This is a genomic window from Streptomyces sp. QH1-20 (assembly GCF_041283565.1).
Taxonomy (GTDB): domain Bacteria; phylum Actinomycetota; class Actinomycetes; order Streptomycetales; family Streptomycetaceae; genus Streptomyces; species Streptomyces syringius.
The window spans coordinates 1,327,448-1,341,883 of sequence record NZ_CP166299.1 but is presented as its reverse complement, the minus strand read 5'-3'; the positions used below and the strand labels follow the sequence as shown (position 1 = coordinate 1,341,883).

Sequence of the window (14,436 nt, the reverse complement as noted above, 5' to 3'; positions counted from 1 at the left end):
ACGGGGAAGCACGTGAACGGAACGAAGAGGAACCGCACCACCAGAAGGCCACGCAAGACCCTGCTGCTCTTCATGGCACTGCTGTTGACGGCACTGGGCGCCTCCGCGCTGGCCGTCGGGAACATCACCGCGAGCACCGCCTCGGCGGAGCAGGCCGGCTCCGGCCGATCGGGCCCGGAAGCCGCCCGGAACGCATCCGATCCCGGCCCCGACAAGGACGGTGAGCTCATCGTGGAGAACCGGACCTCGCTGGGCAACGGCCATGTCGAGACGGTCTACTCCCGTAAGCCCGACGGCTCACCGAAGGTGATCGGCGTCGCGGTCAGCGAGGCGGCGGCCAATTCGCTGCCCACGACCCCCCGGCACGACGGGAACACCTGCTTCGACAAGAACGAGGACGGCAAGGTCGACCCGAACACCGAATGCGGCGGCGGCCACGAGCGGGTGCTGTGGTTCCCCAAGCTCAAGGGGCTGCCCTTCAAGTGGATGATGTTCAACTGGCAGTCGGTGGGCCACGGCCCGGAGCACGTCTTCGACAAACCGCACTTCGACGTCCACTACTTCATGATGGATTACGAGGCGCGTAACGCCATACGCACCGGCCCCTGTGGTGCCATCTTCGTCAACTGCGCGGACAACGAGAAGGCGGCCAAGCCCGTGCCCGCCCCGTACCACCCGGAAGGCTTCGGACTGCCCGGAGCGGCCGGCCGCATGGGCAATCACATCGTCGACCTCAGTGCCGCCCCCGCCAATGGCGGGCCGTTCACGCAGGCGTTCGTGTACGGGACGTACGACTCCCACATCACCTTCTGGGAGAACGTCCTCTCCACCGACTGGCTCAAGAGCACGAAGCCGAAGCGCAGCTGTCTGACCCTGAAATGGGCACCCGAGGTCGAGATCAGCGGCTCCTACCCGAAGAAGTCGTGCACCAGCTATCGGGCCAAGGAGAAGGACTACCTGATGACCTTCGAGGACTTCGCCTACCGCAAGGCCCCGGCCGGGGCGAAGGCCCCGAACTGGACTCAGCCGCCCGCCTCCGCGGGCACACCGGCGGCCGGCAGCGGGCACGGCCACTGATCGATTGCGGGCCTTTCACCGCGCGGGCCGGATTTCCCGGCCCGCGCGGTTCCGCCGTGCCGCGGGAATCACCCGAGGAGGCTCTCGCCAGCGCGCCGATCCGGATCGATACTGCGGACACGCTCTCAGGTGAGATGTCCGCATTCCGGAGGAGGCGGCATGATTCACGGCATCGATGTCAGCAGTTACCAGAGCGAGAAGTACCCGGTGGACGGGTACGACTTCGTCTTCGTCAAGGTCACCGAAGGTGTCTCCTACACCAACCCGAAATGGGTGGCCCAGCGGGACCGGGCCCGGGCGGCGGGACTCGTGGTCGGTTACTACCACTACGTCACGGCCGGGTCGATGTCCGCGCAGGGGAACTACTTCCTCGGCAAGATCAAATTGCGGCCGGGGGACGTCCTGGCCCTCGACTGGGAAGAGCCGAAGGTCCCGTGCAGAGACAAGGACCGCTGGCTGAACCATGTGCGCTCCAAGGCGCCCGCCCACCGAGTGGTGCTCTACTGCAACCGCGACTACTGGCTCAACCGCGACACGACCAGCGAAGCGGGCGACGGGCTGTGGATCGCGGACCCCGATCACCCGGCCGGCCGCCCGGCCGTCAAACACCCGTGGACCTTCCACCAGTACAGCTCGGCGGGGAACCTGGACCGTAACGTCGGCCGGTTCGACGACCGAGCGGCGCTGCGGGCCTGGACGCGCGCGAAGGCGGAGTAGGGGGAATCAGGTCACCACCCCTCGCCCGCGGGGCGGTTTGGGGCGATACGCGGGGCCTTCAATCAGCAGGGCTCGGTGGCCGGCTGGGACCTCAGCACGGGGTTCCAGGGATTTCCCAATCTGAAGGACGCGGGCAGATTCCTCACCCCCGGCGAGGGGCAGGGCGTGCCGGTGAAGAACAATGCCGCCTCCGCCACCTATCAGTTCCCCGGCCAGTGCCACGGCGATGTGAAGGTCTTCGTCAACAGCGGATGGAGCGGCCCGTACGACACGGTGCCCGCGTGCAGCGCGATCAATCTGGTGAAGACCAAGAATGACAATGCTTCCTTCCTGGTGAACTGAGAACCCACCGGGAGGCAGAAGCACATGACGCGTCCGACTCGCCGCCGCACCGGCACGCCCCGGCTGTCGATCGCACTGCTCGCGTGCGGTGCCTGCCTGACCGCGGCGTCCTGTACCACCGGCGGCGAGGAGGGCGCGCCGACCGTGCCCCCGACGGTGCACACCACCCCGTCAGCCGGTGCCCGGCCGGGCCCGCTGCCCCTGGACGGCCATTTCCTCTCGCGCGAGGACCACCACAAGCTCCAGTCAGCCTTGGACCTGCTCGTCGCGGCGTGCATGAAACGGGCCGGAGTGGCGCTGCCGTCCGCGCCGGCGGTCACCGCCGAACCTCCGCGGCACGAACGGCGGTACGGCATCAGCTCCCCGGACCAAGCGGCCCGCTACGGCTACCACCTGGCGGGGCGCACGACACCGCCGACGCCCCCGCCGGTCACCGACCGCCAGCAGCGGGCACTGTCCGGCACACCCGACGGCAGGCCGGGGCCGGGCGGCAGCCCGCCCGAGGGCTGCAACGCGGCGGCGGCCGGGAAGATCACCGGCACGGATTCCTTCCCGGCCGACGCTCTCGTCGTGCGGCAGCTGAACATGGACTCGTTCGAACAGTCGAAGAACGACGCACGCGTGCGCACCGTGCTGCGGAAGTGGTCGGACTGTATGAAGGCCGGCGGATTCTCCTACGCCGGCCCGCTGGACGCCCCCCGGTCGATGGCGGACGGCCCCCGGGCCTCGGCTCGGGAGATCGCCACGGCCCGCGCGGATGTCGCCTGCAAGGACAGGACGCGTCTCATCGGTGTGTGGAGCGCGGTGGAATCCGCCTACCAGCACCGGCTCATCAAGGAACGCGCGAAGGAACTCGCCGCCGCGCGGCGGGAAAACGACGACTGGCTGCGACGCCCCGCGGAGGTCCTGCGCTCCGCGGCCCCCTCTTCCTGACGTCCCTCCCGGCCCCTTGCCCGCGGCCCGTCACGCCGCCGTCTCGAACCCCGCCCGCACGGCCGCCACCCACCGCGCCCGCAGCGCTTCGTACTCGGACCGCTCCGATCCCGACAACGCCCGGCCGCGCCGCGCCGACAGGAACGTCCGTATCGCGGCGTTCAAGGCGGAGGCGTCCGGATGCGGGGGAGCGGCGGTAGTTGACATGGCAACAGATTAAGGGAGGCCACTGACAAAGGAGCCGGTATCGCGGCAGCGGCTCCGCCGGCACTGGCCCTCCTTCGTCCCGCAGGCGGGGCGACCCGGTCAAAACTGCCGCTCTCAGCCCGCGTTCTCGCCCGCGTGCGGGCTCAGTACATCGGCTCCCACCAGCGCGAACAGCAGCAGGCCGAGCAGGACGCGGTAGATCACGAAGGGCATGAAGCTCTTGGAGGAGATGAAGCGCATGAACCACGCGATGACGGCGTATCCGACCACGAAGGCGATGAGCGTGGCGAAGATCGTCGGCCCCCACGCCGTGTGCCCCTCGCCCGCGTCCTTCAGTTCGAACAGGCCCGAGGCGAGGACGGCGGGGATGGCCAGCAGGAAGGAATAGCGGGCGGCGGACTCCCGGGTGTAGCCGATGAGCAGCCCGCCACTGATCGTCGCGCCGGACCGCGAGACACCCGGGATCAGCGCCATCGCCTGGCAGGCCCCGAAGATGAGCCCGTCCCGGGTATTGAGCTGCTCCAGGCTCTTGCGCTCCTTGACGGCCCTGTGACGCCCGCCCTGTTCGTCGCGCGCCGCGAGCCGGTCGGCGAAGCCCAGCACGATGCCCATGACGACGAGCGTGGTGGCGATCAGCCGCAGATCGCGGAACGGGCCCTCGATGGCGTCCTTGAGCAGCAGGCCCAGCACGCCGATGGGGATCGAACCGACGATCACCAGCCAGCCCATCTTGGCGTCGTGGTCATGACGCATCCGGCGGTCGAACAGGGAGCGGAACCAGGCGGAGACGATACGCGCGATGTCCTTGCGGAAATAAATGATGACGGCGGTCTCGGTGCCGATCTGCGTGATCGCGGTGAATGCCGCTCCGGGGTCCTGCCAGTCGGCGAACGCGGCGGTCAGCCGCAGGTGGGCGCTGGAGGAGATCGGCAGGAACTCCGTCAAGCCCTGGACGAGCCCGAGGATGAAAGATTCGAACCAGGTCATGGAGTCAGCGCCATCCCAAAAATGATCATGGCCCGACCGGTGCAGACGGTGTCAGGCGGGCTCTACGGGTTTCCGAGGGAGCCAGTCGATGCGGATCATCCACCGGGCAGGAGGCAGATTAGCGTCATCGAAGTGAACGTTCACTGAAGTCGCGGCCGCCCGGGGCGAGGAGTTCCCACATTGTCCTGAACTTCTCTCTCTAGCCTTTCGGCTAGGTAGGACTAGCCGGAAGACCGGTAGGCGGAGGTGGGGTGTCCACTACCATCGACCTATGGTGTATGCGGACTGGGGGGACCCGCAGCGCACGCTGGCTGTGGCGAAGGCTTTGATGCGGGCGCCCCTCAAGGAGATCCTGTCCACGCTGTCGGGGGCCATGACCGACCTCATACAGCACCACGCCCTGGTCATGCTCACCGGAGACTGTCCCAAGTCGGCGACATGGAATCACGGTGACGCCGAGCTGACGCAGGACGTCACCAGCACCGAGCTGGCCGCCCTCGCCACGCACGTCGACGTCGGCAAACCATGGTTCGGGGAAGCACGCCTCGCGGGCTCGCTCCGCCCGGTGCTGGCCGTGGCCTCCGCACCACCCGGCTCGGCGGGAGCCATGCTGGCGGTGCTGCCCGTGGACGGCAGCGCGCCCGAACCGCGGGTGCTCGCGGTGCTCCAGCAGCTGTGGGACCTCGCGACCGTACGTGTGATCGACCTGATGCCCCAGGCGGTGCCGGTCGACATGGCGGGCCCCTGGATCGCCAACAGCGAGCGGGCCCGGGTCGTCGCCAATCTGACCGACGCCCACGCCACCACCCTCACCACCCTGCTCGGCGTCCTGCGCACCCGCACCCTCGACGCCGAGGCCGCCCGCCGGACCGCCACCGACATCGCGGTCTCCGCCCTGGTCGAGCTGCGGGCGACCGGTGAGGACGAGGAGCTGCCGCCCGAGGAGACGGTCGGCGGTGCCTTCGGGCGGCTGTCCGACATGCTGGGCCTGCTCTCCCGGTACAGCAATGTGGAGCTGGAGTTCTCCCCGCCCGACTGCCGGCAGCGGCTGTTGCCCGCGGACATCGCCCGGGCCGCGCTCACCACGGCCCGCGGCACCGTGCTGACCATGCTCGAACAGGGCGGGGTCAGCCGGATCCGGGTGAGCTGGCAGGTCGAGGACACCGAACTCCGCACGACCATCCGGGACGACGGCCCGGGGACACTCGCCGCCGAGGCACTCGCCGTGCACCGGCTCACCGACCGGGTCGCGGCGCTCAACGGCGCCCTGCACGTCGACGCCGTCCCGGAATGGGGCACGATCGTGACGGCCCGGCTGCCACTGACGGCACCCGACCGCCCGCACAGCGACCCCTTGGGCGGCCTCAACCCCCGTGAGCTGGACGTTCTCGAACGACTGGTCCACGGCCACCGCAACCGGGCGATCGCCCAGCAGCTCCAGATCAGCGAACACACCGTCAAGTTCCATGTGGCCAAGATCCTCAAGAAACTCGGCGTCAATTCCCGGGGCGAAGCCGCGGCACTCGCCCGCGCCTCGGGATTCCCCACCGCGCTGTCACTGGTGACCTAGCCCTGTCAAGCACGCGCCGTGTGTGACGGCACGCGCCCCGTGCATGTAGCGGGACTGCGCTGGCGGGGCAAGGCCCGCCTTTTGTCGTCAGCGCCTCAACGTCGCGTCACCGACCCCAGCCACAGCGTGTCCCTCGCTCGTGTCATCGCGACGAAGAGCTGGCTTCGGTGGAGTTCGCGGCGCTCGCGGGCGACGCCGTCGTCGGCGCCGTCGCCCGTCCCGGCCGTGGCCGGGGCGTCGTGGTCGGGCAGATGCACGTGTTTGAACTCCAGGCCCTTGGCCCGGTGGTAGCTTCCCAGCTTCACGCCGGGCACCGGACGGCCGTCGTACTGCTCCAGGGTGATCGCGGGTATCCCGCCCTGGGTGAGGAGCCGCTGGTAGCGGTCCCGCTCCGCTCCGGTGCGGCAAAGCACCGCCGAGTCGGGCCAGGCCTCGGGGCCGAGGGCGCGCAGGACGGCAAGGAGGGCTGCGTCGTGTTCGGCTCGGGTCGCCGCGGTGCACCTGGTGACCCGGCCGTCGCTGTAGGCGGGGTCGACGTCGCGGCGCCCGGCTGTGTGGGTGCCGTCGATGTCGTCGAAGGAATCCTCAGCGACGACGGCGAGGGCGGCGTCGAGGATGTCCTTCGCATTGCGGTAGTTCTTGCGCAGCACCTGCCCGCGGTCCCCGCGCACGTCGATGCCCGCGTCCGAGAGGCGGAACCCCCCGGGGTAGACGGCCTGCTGCCCGTCCCCGACGAGCAGCAGACCATTGCCCGCGTCACCGACCAGCGCGTGCAGGAGGCGTACACCGACGAGGGTGAGGTCCTGCACCTCGTCAACGATGACCGAGGTGTACGGGGTGGCGCCGGGGTGCCCGAGCGCCTCGTCGAGGGCGAGGGCGAGGATGTCGTTGAAGTCGTGCACGCCCTTGCCGGTGCGGTTGCGCTCGTACTCCTCGTACAGCGCCCACACCGCCTCGCGGTGCGGTCGGCGCAGGTTGGTGCGGCGGCGTACGCGTCGCAGCGTCGCGTACTGCTCGAAGGCCGTGATCCCCCGACCCTTGATCACGTAGTCGATCTCCTCCTGCCAGTATCCGGGCACAGGGTCGAGCACTTCGAGGACCGTGCCGCGACCGTGGCTCTGCCAGGCTCGGCTGAAGGCGTCCACGGCCTTGTCGTGGTCCAGCCGGCTCGCGATGCCCCTGTTGCGGAGGAACTGCCCAGCCCACGCGTGCAGACTGCTGAAGTCGACCCGGTCGGCGACAGCCGGAGCCATCGTCCTGAAGAACGTGCTCTGCACACGGGGCAGGTTGTTGGCGAAGGTCACGTAGAGGACCCGGCCGGTCGTGCGCTGGGCGACGTACGCGGCGCGGTGCAGGGCGACGACGGTCTTGCCGGTGCCGGCCGGGCCGCTGACGCGCGCCGGGCCGGACCAGTTGCGGCGTACCAGGGCGAGCTGGTCAGGATGAAGGAACGTCATCCATTGTTCTATGGGGGCGCTGCGGGCGGCTTCCATAGCCGCGTCCCGTATCCCGTCGACATCGAATAGCGCGTCCCCGGGGCCGGATACGGAGAAGTCAGCCGGGACTGTGGAGGAAACCACCGGCGCCGCCGCGGAAGCCGCTGGGCCCGCGGACCGTATGCGGGCCGAAGTGTCCTCGTAGGCAGGGAACTCGCGCTCCAGGTGGTCGGCCACGGCCTTTACCTCGGTCGGGCGCAGCCGGGCCCGTTCCGCGATGAGCGCCGGTGTCACCTCGCGCTCTCCCAGCAGCCGCACGGTGCCGAGCCGGGCGCTCACGGACCGGCCGGCGAAGACCATCAACGGTTGGACGGCCACGGGGGACAGATTCCGCGCGGAGACGGCCTTGTCCGCCAGCCGGGTCACCTTGAGCAACTTTTCGACCTCACGGTCGTACGTGCGTCCGCCGGCCGTCAGGTGTCCGTTGGCTGTCTCGGGGAGGTGTCGCCAGTTCTTGACGTCGACGACGAAGACGCCACCGGGGCCGACGAGCAGCATGTCGACGTTGGCCGAGCGGGTGCCGGGCCAGCGCCGGTCGAGTAGCAGGCGCCATCCGCGCCGGGTGAGGACTTGCAGCTTCGCGGCAACCTTGCGTTCGCCCTCGCTCGCCGCTTCCCAGTTGCGGACCTCCCATTGGGCAGCCCTGAGTTGTTCGCGCAGCTCGCGTTCGTACTGCCGGGCCTCTTGCGCCCGCTTCCACGCCGATCCCCCCGCGCCCATGACTGCTCCATCCCTCCCCGACCGCCCCCGGACGTAAAGTAATGATTGTATAACGCACCGGAGTGGGTTGGAGGGCTTGTGCTCGAGCGGAGAGCGAGTCGGCGGGTTGCCGGGCGCTCTCGTTGAGCGCGCCGATCCCCGCCGGCTCGCAGCCCGGCGTTCCGAGAGCGTCGGCGGGTGCCTATGGGGGCGTGGCGGCGTGGTCCGCCACGGCCCTCCCGCAACCGGTGTCACACCGTGAGGACGACCTTGCCCGTGGTGGAGCCCGAGTCGATCAGCCGATGCGCCTCGACGGCCTCGGCGAGTGGCAGTACCCGGTCGATACAGGGCCTCAGCCTGCCCGTGTCGACGAGCTCCGCGAGCGCCGCCAGCCCCACCTGGTCCGGCTCGGCGGTCACCCCGACGACTCGCAGACCACGTTCCGCCGCCCGGCCGGCGAGCCCGGCATCGCGCATATCGACGATCGTCACCAAGGAACCGCCGGGCCTGAGCACGTCCAGCGAACGTATCGCGGTGTCACCGCCCACACCATCGAGCACGACGTCCACCTTCCCGACCACGGCCGCGAAGTCCACCGCGCGGTAGTCGACGACCTCGTCGGCGCCCAGCCCGCGGACGAAGTCGTGCTTGGCGGCGCTCGCGGTCGTCACCACCTCGGCGCCCCGGGCCTTGGCGATCTGGATCGCCAGATGCCCCACACCGCCGCCACCGGCGTGGATCAGCACCCGCTGACCGTTTCCGACCGCCGCCGCGTCCACCAGTGCCTGCCAGGCGGTCAGCCCGGCCAGCGGCAGGGCGGCCGCCGACGGATGGTCGAGGGCGGCCGGCTTACGGGCCAACTGCCGGGAAGGTGCCGTGATGTACTCGGCGTACCCGCCCGCGGCCCGCGGAATGAGCGGCATGCCGTACACCTCGTCGCCGACGGCGAAGCGCGTGACCCCCGGAGCCACCTCCTCGACCACGCCCGAGACGTCCCAGCCGAGGGTGAACGGCGGCGCACCGAGAAAGGGAACGGCACCGGAGCGGACATGCGCGTCGATCGGATTCACCCCGGCCGCGTGGACCCGGACGAGCACCTCGTTCAGCGACGGACGCGGACGGTCCACCTCGGTCAGCTCCAGCACCTCCGGTCCGCCGAAGGACCGTTGGGTGATCGCTCGCATCCTGGACGTCATCGGGCGTCCGACACCATTTCGTCCAGGGTGGTGCCCTCGGGAACGGCCTGCCCCACATCCCAGTGCTCGGCCAGCTTGCCGTCCTCGACGCGCCAGATGTCGACCACGACCGCCGGCGGCGCGTCCGGGGCGATCCTGGCCACGCTGTGGGTCCAGACGAACTCACCCTCGGCGATCATGCGCAGGACCGTCAGCGAGAACGCCGGGAACGGCCCGGCGGCCTGCTCCCGGAAGGTCTCGACCGTCCGGTCCCGGCCCGCGCCGACGCCGGGGTGATGATTGGCGAAGTCCTCGGTGAGCAGCGACTTCGCACGGTCGAAGTCCTTGGCGTTGTAGAACGCCTCGATGTACTCGGAGACGAGGTCCTTGTTGGCCTTCAGGGAATCGGGCATCCGGTGCTCCTCCGGTCGAGAATGTGTCGAAGATCCGCGGGCGTGCGGGGCGTATGCAAGGGGGTACGTGTCCAGGCGTCGGGCCGGGTACACCTGGGGGCCGCGTGTCAGGTCATTCCTTGATTCCCACCACGATCGAGTCGGGACCGACGAGGTGCTCCGTCCGGGTGCGGGTGAATCCGGCTTCGGTCATCCATTCCACGCACTCGGCCGCCGTGTAACCGAAACCGCCGTCGGTCACCGCCCGCATGGTCAGGCTCATCAGCAGCGCGAACGCGTTCTCGGACCGGTCGTCGTCGATGAGCGCGTCATAGACGATCACGGCGCCACCCTTGGGCAGCGCGTGCCACGCCTTCTCCAGGAGGAGCTTCTTCTTCTCCAGGTCCCAGTTGTGCAGGATGTGGCCGAAGGTGATGACGTCGGCCGACGGCAGCTCCTCGGCGAAGAAGTCGCCGCCCACGAAGTGCAGCCGGTCCCGCAGGCCGTTGTCCTCGACGTACTCGTCGAACACGGGGGCGGCCGCCGGCAGGTCGAAGCCGATCCCGGTCAGATGCGGATTCGCCAGCAGCACCTGCACCGCAAGGTCGCCCTGGGCGGTGCCCATGTCGGCCAGGGTCCGGTAGTCCTCCCACGGCACCTGCTCGGCGATCTTGAGGTTGGCCGCGTGGCTGATGCTGGTCATCGACGAGAGGAACTGCTTGAGGCGCAGGGGATCGGCGTAGAGCGCGTCGTAGGTGTCCAGGTCGCTGGATTTCGACTCGTCCTGCGGCTCACCCGTGCGCAAGGTGTCGGTCAGATGGTTCCAGATGCCGAAAAGCCGCGCGTTCGCCATCTCCAGCATGCCGCCGACATGCGCGTAGGACGGCTTGGCCCGGTCCAGGAACGCGTCCGTGTCCTCCGTGTTGTGATAGACACCGTCGATCCGCCGGAGGAAGCCCAACGCCACCAGCGTGTCGAAGAAGTCACCCGCCGCGCGCGGGTGCAGGCCCAGCCGGTCACGCAGGGCCGGGGCCTTCGCCGGGCTCTTGGCCAGCTCGGTGAAGACACCCACCTCGACGGCGCTCAGCAGTGTCTTCGACGCTTCGAAACCCAGGCCGGTCTGCATGATGCGGTCCGGGGAGGGCTGGGGTCGGGTCACGGTGTGCTCCTTCGCGTTCCGGTCGTGCTCTGATGCGGTTCGATGGAGATCGGCTGCCGGGCCATCAGGTCGTGGCGAACAGCGACCGCGTGTAGTTCCGGGCCGTCGGCTCGAATTGCAGGGCCTGATGCGTGGCCATGGAATTGACGTCACGCCAGAGCCGCTGCAAGGGGCCGTCGGCCGCCTGCCCGTTCGTCCCCGCGGTGCGGAAGATCCGATTGACCGCGGTGACCAGCACCTCGATGGCGAACGCGCTGTCCCGCGCGTTCCTGGCGACCTCGACGGGAGTGATCTCCTCCTGGCGGTCGGCCAGGTCCGCGATGCGCTCCAGCAACAGCTGCACGGCGTCCATCTCGGCGGCGGAGCGCGCCAGCACCATCTCGTAGGTCGCCAGATTGCCCGCCACGCCCGGCACCCCCGGCAGCGCGGGCGTGTCACGGATCTTCTTCCCGAGGTAGTCGGACAGCAGGGCCAGCGCGCCACGGGCCGCGCCGAGGGCGGGCACCACGAACGTCAGGCCGTTGACGGCGGCCAGCGGAGCCAGCGGGGCGGCCGGGGGCTCGGCGCCCGGGTCCGCCGGACGGCCGGCGAACACCGCCGTCCGGTCCCCGACCCGGTGGGCCGGGACGAAGACGTCGTCGAGCACCACGGTATTGCTGCCGGTCGCCCGCATCCCCACGCTGAACCAGGTGTCCTCCACCTGGCAGTCGGCCCGGGGCACGACGACCAGCCGCAGCTCCGGCTCACCGGCGCCGAGCACCTTCGGGCACACGATCACCCAGTCGGCGAACTCGATGGCGCTGATGTACGGCCACCGCCCGGACACCCGCAGACCGTCCTGCTCGGCGACGGCCTCGCCGAAGGGGAGAACCGAGCAGACGACACCGGCGTCCGGTCCGTCGGCCCACACCTCCCGGCGGCCCTCCGGCGGGAAGAACGACACGAGCCGGGGCGTGCTCGCGAACAGCGAGGCACACCACGCGGACGCCGCGCACTTCTCACCGATGACGGCCACGGCGCCCAGCAACTCCCGGAACGTACCGGCACGCCCGCCGAACTCCGCCGGCACGAAGTGCCGCATGAATCCCGCGTCGGTCATGGCCTTGATCACGTCCGCGCTGAGCCGACGGTCACCGTCCATGCCCTCGGCCAGGCCGGCGGCGATCTGGGCGATGTCCCGTGCGGCCGCGTACAGCGGCCCGCTGGCTTCGTTCATCTCTCGACACCCTCGCTTGCCTCGGAAGCGGTTTGTGGAGCGGTTCATCGCAGCTCGTACTCGGCGGGATCGACGGAATGGGTCAGCCGCCAGTAGTCACCGGCCGTATAGGGCCAGTTGGTGGCCGAACGGCCGCCCTCGTTGTACCAACCGCCCACCTTCGACCAGCCCCAGGCGCGGTCGCGGTTGCCCGCGTCCACCCACGCGTTGTAGGCGTCGTGCACCTCCGCGCGGACCGACAGGGAGCGGCTGCCGCTCGCCAGCAGGAGCCGGATCGCATCGAGTATGTAGGTGGCCGCGCACTCGGAGAAGTAGACGATGCTGCCGCCCTGCCCCACGAGATTGGTGTTCGGTCCGTACATGCAGAACAGGTTGGGGAACTCCGGGACGGTGATCCCGAGGTACGCCCTGGGCGCCCCGTTCCAGGCGTCGTGGAGATCGACGCCGCCCCGGCCGGTCACCCGCATCGGGGTGAGGAAGCGGGAGGCCTCGAAACCGGTGGCGTAGACGATCACGTCCACGTCGAACTCCTCGCCGCCGGCCCGGAGCCCGGACGGGGTGATCCGCTCGATCGGGGCGGTCACCACCCGGACGTCGTCCCGTTTCAGGGTGGCGAGCCAGCGTCCGTCGTCCCGCAGGACCCGCTTGGCGCCGACCGGGTACGCCGGGATCACCAGCTCGCGCAGCTCGGGGGCGTCGGTCAGCTGGGCCTCCATCGCCTGGAGCAGCGTGGCGCGCAAGCGGTCGTTGAGCGCGGAGACCGCCCGCTCGGTGGGCGGGTGGTCGTGGTCGACGACCCACCCTTCGAGGATGCCCCGCAGGCCGGGCGCGAACAGCCAGAACCGGTACCACCGGGCGTAGTAGGGCACGTGCTCGAACAGCCAGCGGGCGCTGTCCGGCACCGGTTGGTGGTAGTGCGGGGTGGGTCGCAGCCACGGCGGATTGCGCTGGAAGACGACGACCTCGGAGGCGGTCCCGGCGATCTCCGGGATGATCTGGTAGGCGCTGGCGCCGGTACCGATGACGGCGACACGCTTGCCCGACAGATCGGCTTCGTGGTCCCAGGCGGCGGAGTGGAAGGCCCGGCCGGCGAAGGCGTCCCGGCCGGGGATGTCCGGCAGCCGGGGCCGGTTCAACTGCCCGACGGCGCTGATGACGGCATGGTGCCGGACCGTCCGCTCGCCGGCCGGCCCGGCCAGCGTCAGGTGCCAGAGCGACCGCTCGTCGTCCCACCGCATGGCGGAGACCTCGGTGCCGAAGCGGATCCGGTCGCCGACGCCGGAGTCCTTCGCGAACGCCCGGAGGTACTCCAGGACGACGTCCTGGCCGCAGAAGTGGTCGGGCCAGTCGTGTTTCGGGGCGAAGGAGTAGTTGTAGAGATGGCTGGCCACATCGGTCCGGCAGCCCGGGTAGGTGTTCTCGAACCAGGTGCCCCCCACGTCGGGGTTCTTCTCGTAGACGACGAAGGGGACACCGGCCTGGGTGAGACGGTGGGCGGCCAGCAGGCCGCTGAACCCGGCCCCGATGACGGCGACCTGGAAATCGCTGCCGGGACTCAGCCCGGCCTTGGTCCAGCCGGGTGCCTTCGGGTCCTCGCCGGGGCCCACGAGCTCCTCGGCGAGCAGCGGCAGCAGGTCCTCGGTGTCCGAGCCCATGGCCCAGGTCGTGATCGTGTGCAGCAGCTCGCGGTCCGGTGGCCGGTGGAGCGCCTCCGGCCCGCTGCCGTCCAGCCCAAGAAGCACCTCCAGCGCACGCTCGCGGACCTCGGCCTGCTGCTCGGCGGTCAGCCCGCCCTGCGGCGCGAACAGCCACCCCGGCGCCCGGAGGTCCTCACGCAGCACCGATGCGTCACCGGTCAGATGGGCGATCGTCATCAGCAGCGCGGGAATCTCCGCGGCCGTCAGATGACCGCGCAGCGTTTCCTCGTCGACGGCGACCGGCCGGACCGGGGGGCTGAACCCCATGGACAACAACCACCTTCCGGGTTCATCGCGCCGAGTCGAGCGCCGCGAACTTCCGATTGAAATAGACGGCGGGGCCTCCGGCGTCGGAGAGCAGTTGGTCGACGACCTCGCCGACGAGAATGATGTGATCGCCGGCGTCATGCCGCCGGTCCACCTTGCATTCGACCGTCGCCAGCGCGTTGTCCACGACCACGCCCCCGCGGGAGGTCCGGACGAATCCGCCGTCACCGAACTTCCTGGCCTTGCTGTTCGCGAACCTCAGGGCCAGCTCCACATGGCGCTCGCGCAGAATGCTGACCGCGAACTCGCCGGTCCGCGCGAACACCGGAAAGCACCGGGCGGACTTGGCCACACAGATCAGCACCAGCGGCGGTGCCAGGGACACCGAGCAGAAGGAGCTGACCGTCAGCCCATGAGGATCGCCGTCCTCGTCACAGGTCGTGGCGATGGCCACCCCGGTCGGAAACCGGGCCATCACTTCCTTGAAGTCGTCGGACATCCC

14 protein-coding genes are annotated in these 14,436 nt (G+C 69.8%); 5 read left to right on the top strand and 9 right to left on the bottom strand.

From position 1 onward, the window contains the following. The first annotated feature begins 12 nt into the window (after window positions 1-12). The 4 genes from AB8O64_RS06060 to AB8O64_RS06045 all read left to right on the top strand — a co-directional run bounded on the left by AB8O64_RS06060 (window position 13) and on the right by AB8O64_RS06045 (window position 3,069). The gene (locus tag AB8O64_RS06060; protein WP_370418224.1) at window positions 13-1,077 is read left to right on the top strand and encodes a hypothetical protein; all 1,065 of its coding nucleotides are present in this window, start codon (window positions 13-15) and stop codon (window positions 1,075-1,077) included. Window positions 1,078-1,236: 159 nt separating this feature from the next. Next, window positions 1,237-1,794 carry a glycoside hydrolase family 25 protein gene (locus tag AB8O64_RS06055; RefSeq protein WP_370418223.1) on the top strand — a complete coding sequence of 186 codons (558 nt, stop codon included), beginning with the start codon at window positions 1,237-1,239 and terminating at the stop codon, window positions 1,792-1,794. Between the two features lie 75 nt (window positions 1,795-1,869). Then, window positions 1,870-2,136 carry a hypothetical protein gene (locus AB8O64_RS06050; protein ID WP_370418222.1) on the top strand — a complete coding sequence of 89 codons (267 nt, stop codon included), beginning with the start codon at window positions 1,870-1,872 and terminating at the stop codon, window positions 2,134-2,136. A gap of 24 nt (window positions 2,137-2,160) precedes the next feature. After that, window positions 2,161-3,069, top strand: coding sequence for a hypothetical protein (locus AB8O64_RS06045; RefSeq protein WP_370418221.1), 909 nt, complete (start codon window positions 2,161-2,163; stop codon window positions 3,067-3,069). A 30-nt stretch (window positions 3,070-3,099) separates the two neighbouring features. Here the strand turns inward: AB8O64_RS06045 and AB8O64_RS06040 are convergent, their stop codons facing one another. Then, the gene (locus AB8O64_RS06040; RefSeq protein WP_365210466.1) at window positions 3,100-3,276 is read right to left on the bottom strand and encodes a hypothetical protein; all 177 of its coding nucleotides are present in this window, start codon (window positions 3,274-3,276) and stop codon (window positions 3,100-3,102) included. Between the two features lie 114 nt (window positions 3,277-3,390). Beyond that, window positions 3,391-4,263 carry an undecaprenyl-diphosphate phosphatase gene (locus AB8O64_RS06035; RefSeq protein WP_370418220.1) on the bottom strand — a complete coding sequence of 291 codons (873 nt, stop codon included), beginning with the start codon at window positions 4,261-4,263 and terminating at the stop codon, window positions 3,391-3,393. A 271-nt stretch (window positions 4,264-4,534) separates the two neighbouring features. Between AB8O64_RS06035 and AB8O64_RS06030 the strand changes: the two genes are divergently transcribed. After that, entirely contained in the window at window positions 4,535-5,833 is a 1,299-nt protein-coding gene (locus AB8O64_RS06030; RefSeq protein WP_370418219.1) for a LuxR C-terminal-related transcriptional regulator, read from the top strand. Window positions 5,834-5,928: 95 nt separating this feature from the next. Here the strand turns inward: AB8O64_RS06030 and AB8O64_RS06025 are convergent, their stop codons facing one another. The 7 genes from AB8O64_RS06025 to AB8O64_RS05995 all read right to left on the bottom strand — a co-directional run bounded on the left by AB8O64_RS06025 (window position 5,929) and on the right by AB8O64_RS05995 (window position 14,433). Further along, entirely contained in the window at window positions 5,929-8,049 is a 2,121-nt protein-coding gene (locus AB8O64_RS06025) for a UvrD-helicase domain-containing protein (RefSeq protein ID WP_370418218.1), read from the bottom strand. A gap of 230 nt (window positions 8,050-8,279) precedes the next feature. Beyond that, window positions 8,280-9,212 carry an NADP-dependent oxidoreductase gene (locus AB8O64_RS06020; RefSeq protein ID WP_370423802.1) on the bottom strand — a complete coding sequence of 311 codons (933 nt, stop codon included), beginning with the start codon at window positions 9,210-9,212 and terminating at the stop codon, window positions 8,280-8,282. A gap of 8 nt (window positions 9,213-9,220) precedes the next feature. Then, entirely contained in the window at window positions 9,221-9,616 is a 396-nt protein-coding gene (locus AB8O64_RS06015; RefSeq protein ID WP_370418217.1) for a nuclear transport factor 2 family protein, read from the bottom strand. A 112-nt stretch (window positions 9,617-9,728) separates the two neighbouring features. Beyond that, a complete protein-coding gene (locus tag AB8O64_RS06010; protein ID WP_370418216.1) occupies window positions 9,729-10,754 on the bottom strand; it encodes a methyltransferase in 1,026 nt (341 codons plus the stop codon). A 64-nt stretch (window positions 10,755-10,818) separates the two neighbouring features. Next, a complete protein-coding gene (locus tag AB8O64_RS06005; RefSeq protein ID WP_370418215.1) occupies window positions 10,819-11,970 on the bottom strand; it encodes an acyl-CoA dehydrogenase family protein in 1,152 nt (383 codons plus the stop codon). A 44-nt stretch (window positions 11,971-12,014) separates the two neighbouring features. Then, a complete protein-coding gene (locus AB8O64_RS06000; RefSeq protein ID WP_370418214.1) occupies window positions 12,015-13,934 on the bottom strand; it encodes a flavin-containing monooxygenase in 1,920 nt (639 codons plus the stop codon). A gap of 22 nt (window positions 13,935-13,956) precedes the next feature. After that, window positions 13,957-14,433, bottom strand: coding sequence for a flavin reductase family protein (locus AB8O64_RS05995; RefSeq protein ID WP_370418213.1), 477 nt, complete (start codon window positions 14,431-14,433; stop codon window positions 13,957-13,959). Window positions 14,434-14,436: the final 3 nt, after the last annotated feature.